We start from the raw sequence: 15529 nt of genomic DNA, 5'->3' as shown, positions 1-15529 counted from the left end.
GTCCCGACGGGCCCTGTCAGCTGCGTGCGTGCCGACCAGCGGCGAGATGCACGGCGCCGCTGACCTTGGGGCTCTTGGACCTGGAGGTGGTCGTGTCCGCGTTCCAGGTGCGCCGTGGTGCGTCGGGGCGCCCCGGTCGGTGTCGCTCGCCAGACGTCAACGGCCTCGGAGGGTCAGCCGAGTTGGGCAGGAGGCCGCGTTCGGCGTTCATGCAGTCAGCGACGGTCGCCCGGGGCGGGCATCAGAGGTGCTTGCCGAAGAAGTCCGTCAGCTTGGCGAGGACCTCGGGTACGAACTGCGGCTTGTCGTACAGGTCGATGTGCGTGGCGCCATCGACGACGAACACCTCCTTGGGCTCCTTGGCGGCGGCGACGGCCTCCTCGCTGAAGTAGCGGGTGTCCGCCTTGGAACCGGCGATCATCAGCAGCGGACGTGGCGAGATCGACTCGACATGCGTGAAGGCGTCGAACGCCATCTGCTTGTCCAGGCTGGTGAAAACGTACTTGCCGGGCGCGTTCGGGTGCATCGCGCGGGGCGTGCAGTAGTAGTCGTAGCCCTCGCGGTACAGCTCCGGGGTGTTCTCGTCGATCTCCTCGGCGGACATGGGTACAAAGTTGATCAGGCGGAGTGGTTCACCGGCGGCCTCCTTGGTGCGCTGCTCGCCGATCTCCTTCAGACGCTGGACGCGGAACTCCTCGGAGAACAGACCGCGCGGGACGCCGTTACGACGTGCGTCACCGACGTCGAAGGCGCTGACAGTGGCGACCGCCTTGATCCTCGCCTCGGTCTGCGCCGCGTTGACGGTGTAGCCGCCGCCCGCGCAGATGCCCAGGGCGCCGATCCGCTCCGGGTCCACCTGCGGGTGGTTGCTGAGGAAGTCGATCGCGCAACGGATGTCCTCGACACGGTCGCCAGGAACCTCGAACAGACGCGGCTCGCCGCCACTCTCGCCGTAGTGGGAGGCATCGTAGGCCAGAGCGATGAAGCCCTGCTGCGCCAGCTTCTCCGAGTACAGGCCGGAGGTCTGCTCCTTCACGCCGCCGAACGGGTGCGTCGCGACGACGGCGGCATACTTCTTGCTCTCGTCGAAGTCGGCGGGCAGGAAGAGGTTGCCCACCACATAGTGCCGACCGTGCGGGAAGCTGACCTTCTGCTTGGTCACGCCGGTGCCCTGAGACATGTTGGATTTCCTTTTCGATTTTGGCTCTTTTCGGGGGTTGGAGCGTGGCCTCGGGGTCAGGCCAGGCCCTTCTTGGCGAGGAAGTCCGAGATCTGGTCGGCGATCTGCACGTTGTTGAGGTCCGAGAAGAGGAAGTGCGTGTTGCCGGTGATGCCGATCTCCGGCAGGTGCACGAGGGTGGCGTCGCCGCCGTGGCGGTTGATGGCGTCGACGAACAGCCGGGCCATCGCGAGTCGGACGCGCCAGTTGTCCCGTCCGGCGATCTCGGTCGGTTCGGTGGGGATGTTGTCGCCGTAAAACACGACGATGGGGACCTCGGTCAGCCGACGGAATTCCTTCCGCGGCACAGCCTCGCCCGCAAGCGTGCCTGCGGAACTCGGCATCGGGTCCGGCACCTCGCCCTCCGGGAAGACGAAGCCGCTGCCCGGCTCGAGCGCGACCACGGCCCTGATGTTCCGATTCCTCATCGTCGCGTCCCAGCCGAACCCGCCGGCGTGGGAGTGCGTGACGAGGATGCCCTGGCCGATCTCGTCGAAGAGTGCCGAGACGCTGTTCGCGAGGATCTCGCCATCGATCGGGCCGGTGTCGGGGAGCATCGACCGGAAGAACTGCTCGCGTGCTTCCTCGCCCTTCGGAAACTGCCCGCCCGGGTAGAGGTCGGGCCACAGGCCGAACCGGAACTGGTTGTAGAACCACTGATCGGAGGTCGAGGCGTCGGTGGCGGTGCTCACCGTGGTCTGCCCGGCGCTGCCCCTGCGCGGCTGGTCGAGGGTGTACACAGCGAACCGGCGGCGCAGGAAGATGGTCTGGAAGCCCTCGCGTCCGTCCGGGGTGGTTCCCCAGCCGACCCCGGACTGCTTGTACCCGTGCCACAGCACCAGTGGCAGCTTCCGCGGGCGCATCGGCACCTGGTAGAAGACGCGGGCGTGGTCTCCGTGCAGCGTCTGGCCGGCGGGATCGGTCGGGTTTCGGGGATCGAAAGTCCCGGGGGTGGTGATCACCGAGCCACCGACGGCGAAGCCTCCCTGCTCCCGGACTGTCAGTGGAGCGAAGCCACCTCGGGGGTCAGCTGCGGTCATGTCGACGCCTGTCTCTGTAGCGGAGGCTCGCGCCCCGGAGCCGAGTCCGGCCGCTGAAGCCGTAGCGGCAGCGGTGAGTCCCATGACGACGTTCCTGCGTTTCACTGAAAGCTCCTGTACTCGTCATCGCTGACGTGCTCGCCCCACTCGACGTCGGGCACCGCCGGATCACCGGAGCTCTCGGACAGCGCCAGGTGGGTCATGAAGTGGTCGGCTGCGGCGCCGTGCCAATGCCACTCGCCCGGAGGCGTGTGGATGGTGTCACCCGGGCGCATGACCACAACTTCATTGCCGCGGGCCTGCATCAGCCCGATACCCTCGGTGACGCGCAGCGTCTGTCCGACCGCGTGCCGGTGCCATGCGGTGCGGGCGCAGGGCGCGAACCGCACCATGGCCACGCGCAACCGCGAGGGTGCCGTACCTTCGGTGATCGCGTCCACCCAGACGTCCCCGGTAAATCGTTCCGCCGGACCCTTCGTCGAGGGGTTCTTCGGCAGGACCTCCATGGACGTTCCCTTGCTCGAATCAGTTGTCATGTCGGCGCCTGTCTCTGTAGCGGAGGCGCGCGCCCCGAAGCCGAGTCGGGCCGCTGATCCCGTAGCGGCAGCGGTGAGCCATGCTCACGGGCGGCCGGCAGGGCGCCGCGGCTATCGGGTGGCGTCGTTGTCGACGATTGCTTTGAAGCGGGTGAGCGCCCCCATCCCGCTGGGCCACCCGGCGTAGAACGCCAGATGGGTGAGGGCTTCGACGAGTTCCTCTTGGCTCAGTCCGTTCGTGAGCGCCAGGCGCAGGTGGTTTTCGAGCTGCTCGGGACGGTGCAGGGCCACGAGAGCGGCGACGGTGACGAGGCTGCGGTCGCGCGGAGACAGACCCGGGCGCTTCCAAACATCGCCGAAGAGGACGTCGTCGGTCAGCTCGACGAGCTTCGGAGCGAAGTCACCGAGGAGTTGTTGCGCGCGGCTGGGTTCCTTGGCCATCAGGTGCCCTTCTTCGTAAGAGCGCGCTGGGAATGCTTGAGATGGTGATGAATGCAGAGAGATTCGGAGAGATCTCCAGCGCGGTTACAGCGTGCGGGCGCCGATCACCGGGTGGCAGACCGTGTCGTGCCGGGGAGTGGTGTTCCGGGGTATGACAGGGCCACCCTCGTGGCTTGCCCTTCCAGGTCATGGCGCGCTGCACGGCCGAAGCGATCGTTCCCTGGGACGACGTCGACCCGAGCGAGGGCGCTGTGGGCCGACCGCTCAGCCAGCTGTCGGGGTCCCGTGGCTCGCGTTCCGCGCAATTCGGGTGGTGAAACGATCGGCGGGGCGGAGCCCAGGTCAGTGTGATGGGGCTGGACCTATGGCCCGCGAGCGCCTGGAGACGCGATCTTCTCAGCTTGCCCTCGCTGGCCGGAGGCTTCGGCCTGTCGTCCCGAGCCGTGCAGCGATGACGACGAAGCGGGAGGACAGGTCCGGGACGGTCCGGTGCCTGTACCTGGCGCACATCGAGGGGATGGGGCCGTCGGTACCCAAGGTGCTGTCCACCTTGGGCCGCGAGGGCGACCTTGACCGCGATGCGGTCAAGCGTCAGGTCGGGGCCGCACCAGCATGAGCGCGAGGGCCCCCGCGGCGAGCGCGATCGCCGCGATGAGGAAAGACGTGAGGGCATAGGCGTGCACTACATCGCTCGGGCCCTGCGGCGTGCCGAGGACGGCGATGAACACGGCCACGCCGATGGCCATGCCGATCTGTCGCAGCATGTTCACCACCGCTGAGCCGGTCGCGAACGAGTGGGACGGAAGGGACGCCGATCCGGTTGCCATGAGCGTCGGCAGGGCAAGGCCGGTGCCGACTCCGGTCAACAGCATGCCGCCGAGCATCTCGCCGACATAGTCCGGTCGTGCGGCTGCGGCGACCCCCCACCAGGCCGCGCCGATCGAGAAGACCGTGCACCCCGCGGCGATCAGCGGCCCCGGTCCGAACCTGGGAACCAGACGGCCGCTGAGGGAGGCGAAGAGGGGGACCATCAGTGGGCCGGGAGCGATCGCCAGGCCGGTCCGCAACGGAGACCAGCCCCACACGTCCTGGGCCCAGAGCACGCGCGACAGCAGCATCGCGCCGAAGGCCGCGGAGAATACGAGCGCCACGGTCGAGGCACCGGTGAACGTGCGTAGCGCGAACAAACTGCGGTCGATGAGCGGGCTGCGGTGGCGAGCCGTGTGGATCACGAACAGGACGACAGCGGCCGCCGCGGCCGAGAGCACCGCGATCGTTGTGGCGTTGCCCCAGCCCCAGTCCGCGCCCTTGACGAGCCCGAGGGCCAGCAGCCCCACACCGCCCGTGATCAGCAATGCGCCGAGCAAGTCCGGCACCGGGACCGGGTGGCCCGGCACATGCGGGAGCTTGCGGCGGCCGACGAGCAGTGCCACCACCCCGATGGGCACGTTGACCAGGAACACCCATCGCCAGTCGGCTGCCACGAGCAGTCCGCCCGCGACCGGGCCGAGCGCCGCGCCCAGGCCGCCGACTGCGGCCCAGGTGCGTACCGCGGAGTGGCGTCGTTCGGGCGGAGTACTCGCGAGGAGCAGGCCCAGCGAGGTGGGAGTCAGAAGCGCGGCTCCGGCCGCCTGCACGACACGGAACGCGACCAGCATGACCAGGCTCGTGGCCATGCCGCACGCCGCTGAGGCCAGTACGAAGATCGCGACCCCGAGCAGGAACCCCTGCTCACGAGGGAAGCGGTCCGCGAGCCGTCCGAAGAGGACGAGGAACGCGGCATAGACAACCGCGTAGGCGTTGAGCACCCACGACAGGTCAGCGAGGCTGTGCACGCCGAGGTCGGCCGCGACGTCCGGCAGCGCGACGTTGACGATGAACAGATCGAGGCTTGCGAGGATGACGCCCGTGCACACGATCACGAGCACCGCTGCCGGCGACGTGTCGGGACCGGATCGCTGTCCGAGGGAAACCGTCACCGAGCCACGGACCGATCCTGGACGGGCCCGGTCAGTGAGGCTCGTCCGTGGCGCGTCATGTCGTCGGAGGTATGGATGTCCACGCGATGGATGGGGGTGTACGCCTCGCCGACCGTGCCCTTGGCGATCGACGTACGGACGGCGTCGACGGTGACTGCATCGCGCACGGCAGTTCCCCTTGGTAGCTCGATACGGACTGATCGGTCCGATATGGATCCCATGCTTGTGTGCGTACCGGCGCTCGTCAATGGATGGGGAACGATCGGTCCGTTATTCTGGTCACGTGCCTCGCCCACCCACGCCCGGACTTCGTGACCGCCTGCTGGCCGTCGCGGGGGAGCTTTTCTACGAACGCGGCGTGCGCGCCGTGGGCATGGCCGAGATCGTCGACAAGGCCGGCTGCGGCAAGAACGCCGCCTACCGCCTCTTTCCCAGCAAGGCCGGCCTCGTCGCCACCTATCTCACGGAATTCGCAGCCCGTCGCGATGCCCAGATCGCTTCCGCGCTCGAAGACCTCGGCGACGATCCCGCGGCCGCGCTCGAGGCCTACGTCGCCGAGGCGGTCGGTCAGGCCCGACACCCCCGCTTCGCCGGCTGCCCGGTGCGCAATTACATGCGCGAGGCGCGGGCCGACGACGACGAGCCCGTCCGCGCCGCGCGGTCGTGGCTGACGGACTCGCGCGAGTTCGTCCGCTCGCTCGCAGCCCGGCTCGACGCCGACGATCCCGACGCGCTCACCGACCAGGTCTGGCTTGTCGTCGAGGGTGTCTACGCCGGTGGGCCCGAGGTCGCCGACGCTGCTCTCGTCCTCACCCGCCGCCTGCTCGCCGACGCCGTCCGACCTCGCTGACCAACGGTCACGCGCCGCTGTCCAACAGTCCCTTCCGCCGTTACTCGACCGGCTCGCTGTGACTCCCCCTCATCAGCCGCAGATCGTGCTGCACCCGGTCGGGTTCCTCCTCGAAGGGCATGTTCGCGGAGTCAAGAGCCGCATCCAGCGCGCCAGGCGTGTCAGATGTAAGAGCGGCGAACAGCGGGGCGAGGTCATCTGGGGCAGGACCGCGTTCGGCGACCAGCTCGAAGGTCTTGCGTTCGGCCGGCTCGGACACGAGGCTCGTGACGAGAACCTGGGCGAGCTGGCGCCGGGAGATGACGCCGTCGCTCGGATTGCCGGCATGGCGCGTGTCGCCCTGAAGCAGCACCAGGCGCAGCTCGTCGGGGTCGTTGTAGTCGAACCAACCGGGCCGCACGATCGTGTACGGGCGGCCGCTCGCACGCACCAGGCGTTCGGCCCGGCGCTTCCAGTCGTGTGCCCCAACGCGGTCGGTCACTCCGATGGCCGTCATGAGGGCGATGCGGGCCGGCCGTGAACCCAGCGCTGAGAGGACGTTGCGGACACCCTCGTAGTCGACGGCCTCAGCGGTGCCGGCGCCGCCGTGGGAGCCGTGGGTGAACACGACGGCGTCGACGTCGGCCACGGCCTGCCGCAGGCTGTCCGGGGCGGTGAGGTCACCCACGACGACTTCCGCAGGCTCGGGTAGAGATCGCCTGGCGCGGCGGGGATCACGCACGAGGGCTCGCGTCACGAACCCCTGCCTGACCGCTTCGCCGACCGCCAGTCGGCCGATGCTGCCGGTCGCGCCCACAACGAGCACTCTTATAGGTCCAGCATGCGACATGTGGAACTCCGTACCTTGGTCTTACTGATGGAGTGCGGCAGGAACAGCAGTGCCCGGTACCTGGCAGACTCGGTTCGCCGGTCACCAACGCTTCCCGAGGGTGGTGCCCTGTAACAGGGCGCATCGTGCCGGGGAACGCGGTTCCGGGGCATGGCAGAGCCCCCCACAGAGGTTGCTTCTCAGCCGACGAGCCAAAAGCCGACCCGGCGGCCCAGGCGCGGGCCGCCCCGGAGTCGCGTGTCCTGGCCCGCTGTCGTACTCGCACTGGTTGGCCCGGTTGGACGCAGCGGGCGTCGTCGAGACGACCCGCGGTCCACTCTCCAGGCCCTCCAGGGTGGGTGCTCCTGCGCAGCCTTTGCCTCAGTGGCGCGGTACGCACGTCCGGCTTCCGAGACGAGGTTGGCCAGGTACACGGAACGTACACATGCCGCCGATCGAGGAGCTCGGTACCCGTAACGCTGCTCGACGTGGGTCAGCGGTGGTGGCCGGCAGGGGACTGCGAATTGTGTGGGTCCGTGGGTCTGTCGAGCAGGACCATAGCGTCGCGCTCGGAGGTTTGGGGGCCGGCGTAATAGGCGACCAGGCGGTGGCCAGGGGTGCCTTCCAGCGGCAGGGACTGGTAGCCGAGGGTGAGGTCACCGACGTCCGGGTGGTGGAAGGTCTTGCGACCATGGGCGTGCGGCTTCACGTCGTAGCGTTCCCACAGCCGGGTGAACTCCCGGCTGTTCAGCAGGAGTTCGTCGACGAGCGGGACAAGGTCGGGGGTCTTGGGGGCGGTGCCGGCCAGGGCGCGGAGGCGGCCGGGGCACACGAGGATCTGCTCGTCCCACCTGTCGAACAGCTTCGGGGCCTGGGGGTGGAGGAAGAGGTAGCGCACGAAGTTGCGCTTCTTGGCAGGCCACTCGTCCAGTCCGGCGAACAGCCGCAGACAGCTCGGGTTGCAGGCGAGTACGTCCATGGTGCGGTTGACGACATACGCGGGATTGGGCCGCAGGGCCTCCAGCAGCAGCTTCACGCCGGGTTGTACGGCCCGGCTCGGCGCGGTCGACTCCTGGGGTGCGGTGGCGGCGCCGTCTGCTCGAGCGGACCCGAGAGCGTCGGGGAGCGCGGCGCGCATAGCGAGCTCGCGCAGATGTTCGTGCGCGTGTTCACCCAGGTGGAGGGCACGTGCGAGGGCGTCAATGACAGAGGCGCTCGGGTGTACTTCCCTGCCCTGCTCCAGGCGCGTGTAGTACTCGACGCTGACCCCGGCGAGCGTGGCCAGTTCCTCGCGGCGCAGCCCGGGTGTGCGGCGCAGGCCGATTCTCGGGTGGGGAGGCCGGTCCGGGCGTCGAGGACGTGGTGCAGCCCGTCGCCCCAGGCCCGGCGGGTGGTGCCCGAGGCGCAGAGCGCGCGGCCCTCCAGGCGCGCCACGCCGATCACGCGTCGTGCATCGAAGGGGTGCTCCAGACCGACCCGGATACCGTGCCGGCCGGTATGGAGGAGGTCGCCGCCGGCGTCGACGACGAACCGGGCGATTCCGGCCTCCTGGAGGATCGCCGAGACGATGTCGACCAGGTAACCCTTGCCCGCTGCTCCAGCATCGATCACCAGCGGGCGACGGGTGACCAGTGTCGTGCCGTCCCTGACTACATCGGCCGCCCAGGTCGCCCGCCCCCGGGCCCGCTCCTCGGCCCATACCGCGTCGGGGGCGGGTACGAGCGAGTACATGGCGTCGTAGCCGAGGAGCTCGAGTTGGCGGCCGACGAGCGGATCCACAGCCCCTTGGGTGGCCGCGTGGAGGTGGTCGTAGAGGTCGAAGAGGGCGAGCGAGTCCTCGGGGAACCGAAACCGGCCCCCGTCAGGGGCAATGGAGATCTGGGACACGAGAGAATCGGGCCGGAAGCGGGAGTACGTGGTGTCGAACCGCCGGATCCGGTCGAGGATGTGGTCGCGCAGATCGCTGCTCAACGATTCTTCGCTGTCGATCTGCCAACGGGTGCCGATGGCGTCGAAGGTGAACTGGCAGGCCCCCTTGTCCGGTCCGTACGGCTCGGCCGGGCTTGAAGAGTCGCTGGTCGCCAGCTTGTCGTGATTCACAGTAATCAGGCTGCTGGCCACGCGCGCGGTACGGCAGACCGCGCTGTTCCGGGGAGTGGCGTTCCGGGGTGTGACAGGGCCCCCCGGGTAGAGACAACGTGGCTCCCAGAGGCGGCGAGAAGGGGCGGCGTCCTGGCCAGGGTGACCATGGGTGCTTCGGCGGCCGATCAGCCGGCCTTCTTCCCATCTGCTGCCCAAGACATTGCACCCGGGCGGGCGGCTCGGCCTGTCACGCCCGCTTCTCCACAGGCTCCACCGCCGGCGAAGACGGCTCGTGTGCGGCCATGTCGAGGAGCACCAACGTGTCGTGCTCGGGGGTGCCGGGTTCCGCGTAGTACGTGACGAGGCGGTGGCCCGGGGTGCCTTCCAGTTGCATGGACTGGTAGGCGAGAGTAAGGGTGCCGACCTCGGGGTGGTTGTAGGTCTTGCGGCCGTTGGCGTGCCCCCGGATGTCGTAGCGCTCCCACAGGCGGGCGAACTCCGGGCTCTTGAGGAGGAGTTCGCCGACGAGAGCGGCCAGATCGGGGGCGTCCGGGTCGGTTCCGGCCAGCGCGCGCAGGCGGGCGACGCAACCACGCAACGAACTCTCCCAGTCGTCGAAGAGTTCGCGGGCCGCGGGGTGGAGGAAGGCGTAGCGGGCGATGTTGCGCTGCTTGGCCGGCCAGTCCGTCATCCCGGCGAACAGGCCGAGCCCGCCGGGATTCCAGGCGAGCAGGTCGGTGGTGCGGCTGACCACGTAGGCGGCGTTGGGCCGCAGGCTCCCCAGCAGCAAGCTGACACCGGGCCGCACGGCGCGGCTCGGCGAGGTCGGCGGCTCGGGTGCGCTGCGGGCGGCGAGAGAGGCGAGGCTCCGCAGGTGTTGGTGTTCCTCTTCCTCCAGGAAAAGGGCGCGGGCGAGGGCATCGATGACGGAGATGCTGGGACGGGTCTCCTTGCCGCGTTCCAGGCGCGAGTAGTAGTCGATACTGATCCCGGCAAGTGTGGCCAACTCCTCGCGCCGCAGCCCGGGCGTGCGGCGCAGCCCGGAGCCGGTCGGGAGGCCGGCCTCGGCGGGGGTAACCCGGGCGCGGCGGGCGCGCAGGAAGCGCCCCAGCTCGGTGCCACCGCCGGTGGTCTGCTCACGTGTCATGACCTCCAGTGTGGGGCCGCCGGCACTTGCATGGCGGGCGTGTGGGGGGCCCTGTCACACCCCGGAACACCACTCCCCGGCACAGCACGGCCTGCCAGGACGTGCCCTCGCGGGGCAAGCCTAGGGGCGTGGAATACTTCCTTCCCCTTTGGCGAGCCGGGGCGATCTGTCCGTAGTGGCTCGGTACGCCGCCACGCTTCGCGCTGACCTGGCGGTCCGGACAAAGGTCACGCCCGCTCATAGTCACCCTGTGATGCGAGGAACGCGAGGGCGAATGGTCCGCCTCCGACCCGGCAACCGGAGATGCGTGCCTCAGTACATGCACGCGACGCAAGACATCCACGCGACACACGGGCCGCCCCTGGTGGATGAGCCGTCACGGCCATGGGGCGCTGGGCGGCCTTCGGCTGAACGCCGCCCAGCTGCCCGGGAGCCGGAGCCGGAGCCGAAGCGGGGGCAGGACGGCACCGACGGGGGCGTGCCAGGCGAAGTCCGCTTCCAGTTGCCATCAACCGACACGACCCGAGAGGAACAGACAGCATGCGCACCACCACACTCGGCACCATGGGACCCGAGGTCGGCGTAATCGGCGTGGGGTGCATGGGGATGACCCATGGCTATGGCCCGTGGCTATGACCCATGGCTATGGCCTGAAAACCCCGCGTGACCACGAGACGTCGGTCGCGGTGATCCGCCAGGCATTCGACCTGGGCGCAACGCTGATAGACACCGCCGATGTGTACGGGCCGTACACCAACGAGGAACCGGTCGGGCGGGCGCTTTCGGGCGGTTACCGCGACCGGGCCGTGCTGGCCACCAAGGTCGGCCTCGCTGTGGACGACCCGATCGGCGGTCCCGGTGACACCCCCTCATACGCGAACAACGGCCGACCCGAGCACATACGCAAATCCATCGACGAGAGCCTGCGTCGGCTCGGCACCGACCGTGTCGATCTCTATCAGCTGCACCGGGTCGACCCCGCAGTGCCCGTCGAGGAGACCTGGGGCGCCATGGCAGAGATCGTGGCGGCCCACCGATGTCGTCGCCGAGCGGGGCGAGGAAGGCATCGAGCGCGTTGGGGAGCTGACCGGCGGCGCCGGCACCCATACCGTGCGGGAGTGTGTCGGCACGCTGCCGGCGTACCGGATGTCGATCGGCGCGGTCCGCGCGGGCGGCACCGTCAGCCGGGTCGGTGCGCCGCAGTACGACCAGGTGCCTCTGGGATTCGCGGAGTTCATGGGCAACATCACCCTCACCGGTGGTGTGGCGCCGGCCCGCACGTACATCGAGGAGCTGCTGCCCGATGTCCTGGAAGGGAAGATCGAGCCCGGCCGGGTGTTCAACCGCACTGTCGGCCTCGACGAAGTCCCCGACGGCTACCGAGCCATGGCCGACCGCGAAGCCCTGAAGGTCCTCGTCCACCCCTGAGCAACCCTGCCCTTGACCGTTCCTTGACCGTTTGGTCCCGGCCGCTTGAGCGCGTCGTGAGCCCAGGGCCGGCGCCCGGTGGGCCGGTTTCCGCTGTGCTGTGAGAAGCCACGCCGATACCGGCTCGTTGGTTGGTCCGAACACGCTGTCCAACCCGCTGAGTTGTGCGTCCTACCGCAGGGCGCGGCTACTCCGTCCGAGGGGACGGCGCCGCGCTGTCGGCTCGCTGGGGAGCGGTCGCTTCCTGTCCGGTTGCAGTCCAGCTGGCCAGCAGTTGGAGGGCCTCGTGGGAGGCCGAGCCGGGTTCCGCGGTGTAGCCGATCAGCGTCAGACCGGTGGTGCCGGCGATCTCCAGGGCTTCGAAGGCGAGGGTCAGGTCGCCGACCAAGGGATGGCGGAACTGCTTGGTGCCGCGCCGGTGGGCCTGTACGTCGTGTGCGGCCCAGCGGGTGCGGAACTCCGTACTGCGGGTGGCCAGTTCCCCGATGAGCCCGGTGACCGCCTTGGAGTAGGGCGAGCGCGTCGCTTCGACGCGCAGCAGCGCAACGACCACGTCGGCCACCTTCTCCCGCTCCGGGAACACGTCCTCGGCACGGTCGTTCAGGAAGACGAACCTGGCCAGGTTCGGCCGCCCGGTTGCTCGCTCGTAGACGCCCGCATACAGGGCCCGGCCCAGTGCGTTGGCTCCGACGATGTCGAGGTGACCGTTCTGCACGAGCGCCGGGGCGGTGACCATCGCGTCCATGAGTGCCTGAACACCTTGTGGGACCTGCTGGAAGGACGGACGCTTTTGTGTCGCCCGCTTTTCGGACTTCCCGGTGACAGCCCGGGCGAGATCGAACAGGTGCGTCGTCTCCGCCTCGTCCAGCTGCAATGCGTTGGCGATCGCGAGCAGGACCTGCTCGGACACGCCGGCGATGTCCCCGCGCTCGATCTGGATGTAGTACTCGGGGCTCACGCCTGCCAGGACCGCGACCTCCTCACGGCGCAAGCCTGTGACGCGACGACGTGAGCTCGTCGGCAGGCCCACCTGAGCGGGGGTGATCTTCGCTCGGCGTGTCATCAGGAAGTGCTTGATGTCCTGGGCAATCTCCATGACGCCAGGCTAGGCCCGCTCTCCCCTCCGAGGCAGAGGCTGCTGGTACCCCTATAGGCAGCGTCTCCCACGCCCACGAGAAACCGCTCAGTGTGGGTGGTGTCGCTCGGACCGACCGGTCGAGTGCACCACCACAACACCAGGGACCACCGATGGAAGCCATCACCTTCCCCAACGGCACGATCACCATGGCCGGCAACCTCTACCTCCCCGTCGGCTTCGACCCCCAGGGCAGCTATGCCGCGGTCATCACCGCTCACCCCGGCGGCGGCGTGAAGGAGCAGGCCTCCGGTCTGTACGCGAGCAAGCTGGCCGAGCAGGGCTTCGTCGCGCTCGCCTTCGACGCCTCCTTCCAGGGTGACAGCGGCGGCGAGCCGCACCACCTCGAGGACCCCTACGCCCGCGTCGACGACGTGCGTGCCGCGGTGGACTACCTCCAGTCGCTCGACTACGTCGACACCGAGCGCATCGGCGCGCTCGGGATCTGTGCCGGTGGCGGCTACACGGTCAACGCCGCGATGACCGACTACCGCATCAAGGCGGTCACCACGGTCAGCGCCGTCAACATCGGCACCTCCTTCCGCCGCGGCTGGTACGGCACCGACTCCGATGCCGCCGCCGTGCCCACCCTCGAGGCTGTCGCCCAGCAGCGCACCGCCGAGGTGCTGGGCGCCGAGACCGCCTACCTCCCCTACGTTCCGGCCGAGCCGGACGAGAACACGCCGCGCGACCTGGTCGAGGCCCACGACTACTACCTCACCCCGCGCGCCCAGCACCCGAACGCCAAGAACAAGTTCCTGTTCACCAAGAGCGTCTCCCGCCTCTTCACCTTCGACGCCTTCCACATGGTCGAGGACCTGCTCACCCAACCGCTCCTCGTCATCGCCGGCAGCGACGCGGGCTCACTGTGGATGTCCATCGAACTCCACGGCCGCGCCCGCAGCTCCAAGAAGCTCGTCGTCGTCGAGGGCGGCGCCCACATGGACTTCTACGACGTGCCCAAGTACGTCGACCGTGCCATCGAGGAAGCCACCCCGTTCTTCACGGAGAACCTCGCCGCACAGGACTCTGCCCAGGGCTGAGGCACACTGCCACGTGAGAGGCGGCACCCCGCGACGCCAGCCTGGCTGCCGCCGTCGCACCCCCGCCCTCGCACCAGCAGGTACGGCCGCACACCGGTGATTCGCCCCCCACATACGGAAGACATCCGGTGGGGGGCCCTGTCACACCCCCGAACAACACGGCCTGCCACCCGGCGCCTGCGGCCAGCAAGGTGGATCACGTCGCAGATACCCGTCCCTCAGGAGAACGCCTCATGCCCGTTCCGCTGACACCCGCCGGGAAACCGGTCGGCACCGCAGCCGGGGAACGAGGCTCGGGATCGCCGACCGCCGCGTTGACGGCGGCCGTTCTCGGCTTCTTCGTCATCACTCTCGACGCCCTGGTCGTCAATGTCGCACTGCCGTCGATCCAGAACGATCTCGGCGGCGGCGTCACCGGCCTGCAGTGGGTCATGGACGGCTACACGCTGATGTTCGCGGCGCTCCTGCTGTCCTCCGGGGCGCTGTCCGACCGGACCGGCGCACGCCAGGCGTACGCGGGCGGGTTCACGCTGTTCATCGTCACCTCGGCGGCCTGTGGGTTCGCGCCTGGCCTGGGCGGGCTGGTCGGCGCGCGGCTGGTGCAGGGACTGGGCGCGGCGGTGATGCTTCCGGCTTCCATGGCGCTGATCCGTGAGGCGTACCAGGACTCGGCCAAGCGGGCTCGCGCGATCTCCGTCTGGGCGATGGGCGGCGCGGTCGCCTCGGCCGCCGGACCTGTGCTCGGTGGCTTCCTCACCGAGCTGAGCCGGCGGACGATCTTCTTCATCAACCTGCCGGTCGGCGTGCCGGCCATGGGGGGCCTGACGTACGGCGTGATCGAGGCGGGCGCCGACGGTTTCGGCGCACACCGCGTGTTCTGGCCGCCCTCACGGTGGCGGTGATCGCACTGGCCGTCCTCACCGCGCAGAAGCGCGGAGCCCACCCGATGGTCCCGTTGGACCTGTTCCGCTCCCGGAACGTCGTCATTCCGCTGCTGGGCGGCCTTCGCCTTCACCGTCGCCTTCTACGGCCTCGTCTTCCTCCTCAGCCTGTACTTCCAGGAGCTGCGGAGCCTGACGTCCCTCGGAACAGGCCTCGCGTTCCTGCCGACGACCATCGTGACCGCCTTCATGAACCTGGTCGCCACCCGAGCGGCCGAGACGTGCGGCACCCGTGTGCCGCTGGCAGGCGGACTGTTTCTCATGGCCGTGGGCCTGGTCGTGCTGTGTGCCCTGCCATCGACGACGGCAACTTGGTTGATGGCCCTGCTCATGGTCCCGGTCGGAGCGGGCGGCGCTCTCGCGGTCCCGTCGCTGACCTCCGTACTGCCGCGACGGCCAGCGCGCCGCCCACACGCTTCTCATACCCCGGCACGCCTTTGGGAGCACGTCCCCGTCCAGGTCCCCCGCAACAACAGGAGCCATCGTGCAGCCGTCAGCCGAGCAGAGCGCCCACGAGGACATCCTCGATGCTCACCGCGCCTATGTGAAAGCCATGGACCAGGGTGATACCAAGGCGCTGGACGACCTGCTCGACGGCGGCTTCACCCTCACCCACATGACCGGATACGTGCAGCCGAAGGAGGAGTGGCTGTCGCAGATGCGGGAAGGCCGGTTCATCTACCACACGATCGATGAGAAGAGCATGACCCTCGACATCGAGGGCGACACGGCCAGGCTTGTCGTTCGCACCGTCACCGATGCGACGGTGTACGGCACCCGCGCGAACTGGCGGCTGCAACTGGCCACCGACTACGCCCGCGAAGGCGACACGTGGGCCACGCTCCGCACCGTCGCCACGACCTGGTGACATCGCGTTCTG

General features: G+C 69.0%; 14 protein-coding genes and 5 pseudogenes. 7 read left to right on the top strand and 12 right to left on the bottom strand.

The genetic code is table 11. The annotated features are described in order from the left end of the window. Nucleotides 1-241: 241 nt before the first annotated feature. The 6 genes from ACZ5SK_RS43675 to ACZ5SK_RS43650 form a co-directional block, all read right to left on the bottom strand. Nucleotides 242-1180, bottom strand: a complete 939-nt coding sequence (locus tag ACZ5SK_RS43675) for an alpha/beta hydrolase (RefSeq protein ID WP_468158882.1) — start codon at nucleotides 1178-1180, stop codon at nucleotides 242-244. A gap of 56 nt (nucleotides 1181-1236) precedes the next feature. Continuing rightward, complete coding sequence (locus ACZ5SK_RS43670) at nucleotides 1237-2259, bottom strand: alpha/beta hydrolase (RefSeq protein WP_334581610.1); 1023 nt, start codon at nucleotides 2257-2259, stop codon at nucleotides 1237-1239. A gap of 101 nt (nucleotides 2260-2360) precedes the next feature. Further along, nucleotides 2361-2765 (bottom strand): (R)-mandelonitrile lyase, encoded by a 405-nt coding sequence (locus tag ACZ5SK_RS43665; RefSeq protein WP_334581611.1) that lies wholly within the window; start codon nucleotides 2763-2765, stop codon nucleotides 2361-2363. Nucleotides 2766-2906: 141 nt separating this feature from the next. Continuing rightward, nucleotides 2907-3236, bottom strand: coding sequence for a carboxymuconolactone decarboxylase family protein (locus ACZ5SK_RS43660; RefSeq protein ID WP_334581612.1), 330 nt, complete (start codon nucleotides 3234-3236; stop codon nucleotides 2907-2909). Nucleotides 3237-3820: 584 nt separating this feature from the next. Next, nucleotides 3821-5215 (bottom strand): MFS transporter, encoded by a 1395-nt coding sequence (locus tag ACZ5SK_RS43655; RefSeq protein WP_334581613.1) that lies wholly within the window; start codon nucleotides 5213-5215, stop codon nucleotides 3821-3823. Continuing rightward, complete coding sequence (locus tag ACZ5SK_RS43650) at nucleotides 5212-5382, bottom strand: hypothetical protein (protein ID WP_334581614.1); 171 nt, start codon at nucleotides 5380-5382, stop codon at nucleotides 5212-5214. Before ACZ5SK_RS43650 ends, ACZ5SK_RS43655 begins: the two co-directional genes overlap by 4 nt. 116 nt (nucleotides 5383-5498) lie before the next feature. On the opposite strand from ACZ5SK_RS43650, the gene ACZ5SK_RS43645 reads away from it, so the two are divergent. Further along, nucleotides 5499-6065, top strand: a complete 567-nt coding sequence (locus ACZ5SK_RS43645) for a TetR/AcrR family transcriptional regulator (protein ID WP_334581615.1) — start codon at nucleotides 5499-5501, stop codon at nucleotides 6063-6065. Between the two features lie 40 nt (nucleotides 6066-6105). On the opposite strand, the gene ACZ5SK_RS43640 is transcribed toward ACZ5SK_RS43645, so the two are convergent. From ACZ5SK_RS43640 to ACZ5SK_RS43620, 5 genes and pseudogenes are all read right to left on the bottom strand, one after another. Next, complete coding sequence (locus ACZ5SK_RS43640) at nucleotides 6106-6894, bottom strand: SDR family oxidoreductase (RefSeq protein ID WP_334581616.1); 789 nt, start codon at nucleotides 6892-6894, stop codon at nucleotides 6106-6108. 472 nt (nucleotides 6895-7366) lie between these two features. Beyond that, nucleotides 7367-7909 (bottom strand): MmyB family transcriptional regulator, encoded by a 543-nt coding sequence (locus tag ACZ5SK_RS43635; protein ID WP_334583743.1) that lies wholly within the window; start codon nucleotides 7907-7909, stop codon nucleotides 7367-7369. 174 nt (nucleotides 7910-8083) lie between these two features. Then, nucleotides 8084-8158, bottom strand: a pseudogene (locus ACZ5SK_RS43630) (hypothetical protein); the annotation flags it as partial. A 95-nt stretch (nucleotides 8159-8253) separates the two neighbouring features. Further along, a pseudogene (locus ACZ5SK_RS43625) lies at nucleotides 8254-8973 on the bottom strand (FAD:protein FMN transferase); the annotation flags it as partial. A gap of 229 nt (nucleotides 8974-9202) precedes the next feature. Next, on the bottom strand, nucleotides 9203-10102 hold the full coding sequence (locus tag ACZ5SK_RS43620) for a helix-turn-helix transcriptional regulator (protein WP_334581618.1): 900 nt from the start codon (nucleotides 10100-10102) through the stop codon (nucleotides 9203-9205). A 368-nt stretch (nucleotides 10103-10470) separates the two neighbouring features. On the opposite strand from ACZ5SK_RS43620, the pseudogene ACZ5SK_RS43615 reads away from it, so the two are divergent. Together ACZ5SK_RS43615 and ACZ5SK_RS43610 are read left to right on the top strand one after the other, a co-directional pair. Beyond that, nucleotides 10471-11070 (top strand): annotated as a pseudogene (locus tag ACZ5SK_RS43615) (aldo/keto reductase); the annotation flags it as partial. A gap of 49 nt (nucleotides 11071-11119) precedes the next feature. Further along, nucleotides 11120-11530, top strand: a pseudogene (locus ACZ5SK_RS43610) (zinc-binding dehydrogenase); the annotation flags it as partial. A gap of 187 nt (nucleotides 11531-11717) precedes the next feature. Here ACZ5SK_RS43610 and ACZ5SK_RS43605 read toward each other — a convergent pair. Further along, entirely contained in the window at nucleotides 11718-12626 is a 909-nt protein-coding gene (locus ACZ5SK_RS43605) for a helix-turn-helix transcriptional regulator (RefSeq protein WP_334581619.1), read from the bottom strand. 152 nt (nucleotides 12627-12778) lie between these two features. On the opposite strand from ACZ5SK_RS43605, the gene ACZ5SK_RS43600 reads away from it, so the two are divergent. The 4 genes and pseudogenes from ACZ5SK_RS43600 (at nucleotide 12779) to ACZ5SK_RS43585 (ending at nucleotide 15517) form a co-directional block, all read left to right on the top strand. After that, nucleotides 12779-13708 (top strand): alpha/beta hydrolase, encoded by a 930-nt coding sequence (locus ACZ5SK_RS43600; protein WP_334581621.1) that lies wholly within the window; start codon nucleotides 12779-12781, stop codon nucleotides 13706-13708. Between the two features lie 233 nt (nucleotides 13709-13941). After that, nucleotides 13942-14610: an MFS transporter gene (locus tag ACZ5SK_RS43595; protein ID WP_334581622.1), complete on the top strand. Its 669-nt coding sequence runs from the start codon at nucleotides 13942-13944 to the stop codon at nucleotides 14608-14610. Nucleotides 14611-14715: 105 nt separating this feature from the next. After that, nucleotides 14716-15216: pseudogene (locus ACZ5SK_RS43590) on the top strand (MFS transporter); the annotation flags it as partial. Beyond that, nucleotides 15134-15517, top strand: a complete 384-nt coding sequence (locus ACZ5SK_RS43585) for a nuclear transport factor 2 family protein (RefSeq protein WP_334581623.1) — start codon at nucleotides 15134-15136, stop codon at nucleotides 15515-15517. The pseudogene ACZ5SK_RS43590 and the gene ACZ5SK_RS43585, both read left to right, overlap by 83 nt. Nucleotides 15518-15529 lie beyond the last annotated feature (12 nt).

The sequence above is a fragment of the Streptomyces sp. NPDC031474 genome, assembly GCF_055581185.1.
This window is presented reverse-complemented; position numbering and strand designations above follow the sequence as displayed.

Excerpts from the sequence above, each read along its gene's own strand:
- ACZ5SK_RS43675 (WP_468158882.1), bottom strand. The coding sequence starts at position 1,180 with ATGTCTCAGGGCACCGGCGTGACCAAGCAGAAGGTCAGCTTCCCGCAC.
- ACZ5SK_RS43670 (WP_334581610.1), bottom strand. The coding sequence starts at position 2,259 with ATGACCGCAGCTGACCCCCGAGGTGGCTTCGCTCCACTGACAGTCCGG.
- ACZ5SK_RS43665 (WP_334581611.1), bottom strand. The coding sequence starts at position 2,765 with ATGGAGGTCCTGCCGAAGAACCCCTCGACGAAGGGTCCGGCGGAACGA.
- ACZ5SK_RS43660 (WP_334581612.1), bottom strand. The coding sequence starts at position 3,236 with ATGGCCAAGGAACCCAGCCGCGCGCAACAACTCCTCGGTGACTTCGCT.
- ACZ5SK_RS43640 (WP_334581616.1), bottom strand. The coding sequence starts at position 6,894 with ATGTCGCATGCTGGACCTATAAGAGTGCTCGTTGTGGGCGCGACCGGC.
- ACZ5SK_RS43620 (WP_334581618.1), bottom strand. The coding sequence starts at position 10,102 with ATGACACGTGAGCAGACCACCGGCGGTGGCACCGAGCTGGGGCGCTTC.
- ACZ5SK_RS43605 (WP_334581619.1), bottom strand. The coding sequence starts at position 12,626 with ATGGAGATTGCCCAGGACATCAAGCACTTCCTGATGACACGCCGAGCG.
- ACZ5SK_RS43600 (WP_334581621.1), top strand. The coding sequence starts at position 12,779 with ATGGAAGCCATCACCTTCCCCAACGGCACGATCACCATGGCCGGCAAC.
- ACZ5SK_RS43595 (WP_334581622.1), top strand. The coding sequence starts at position 13,942 with ATGCCCGTTCCGCTGACACCCGCCGGGAAACCGGTCGGCACCGCAGCC.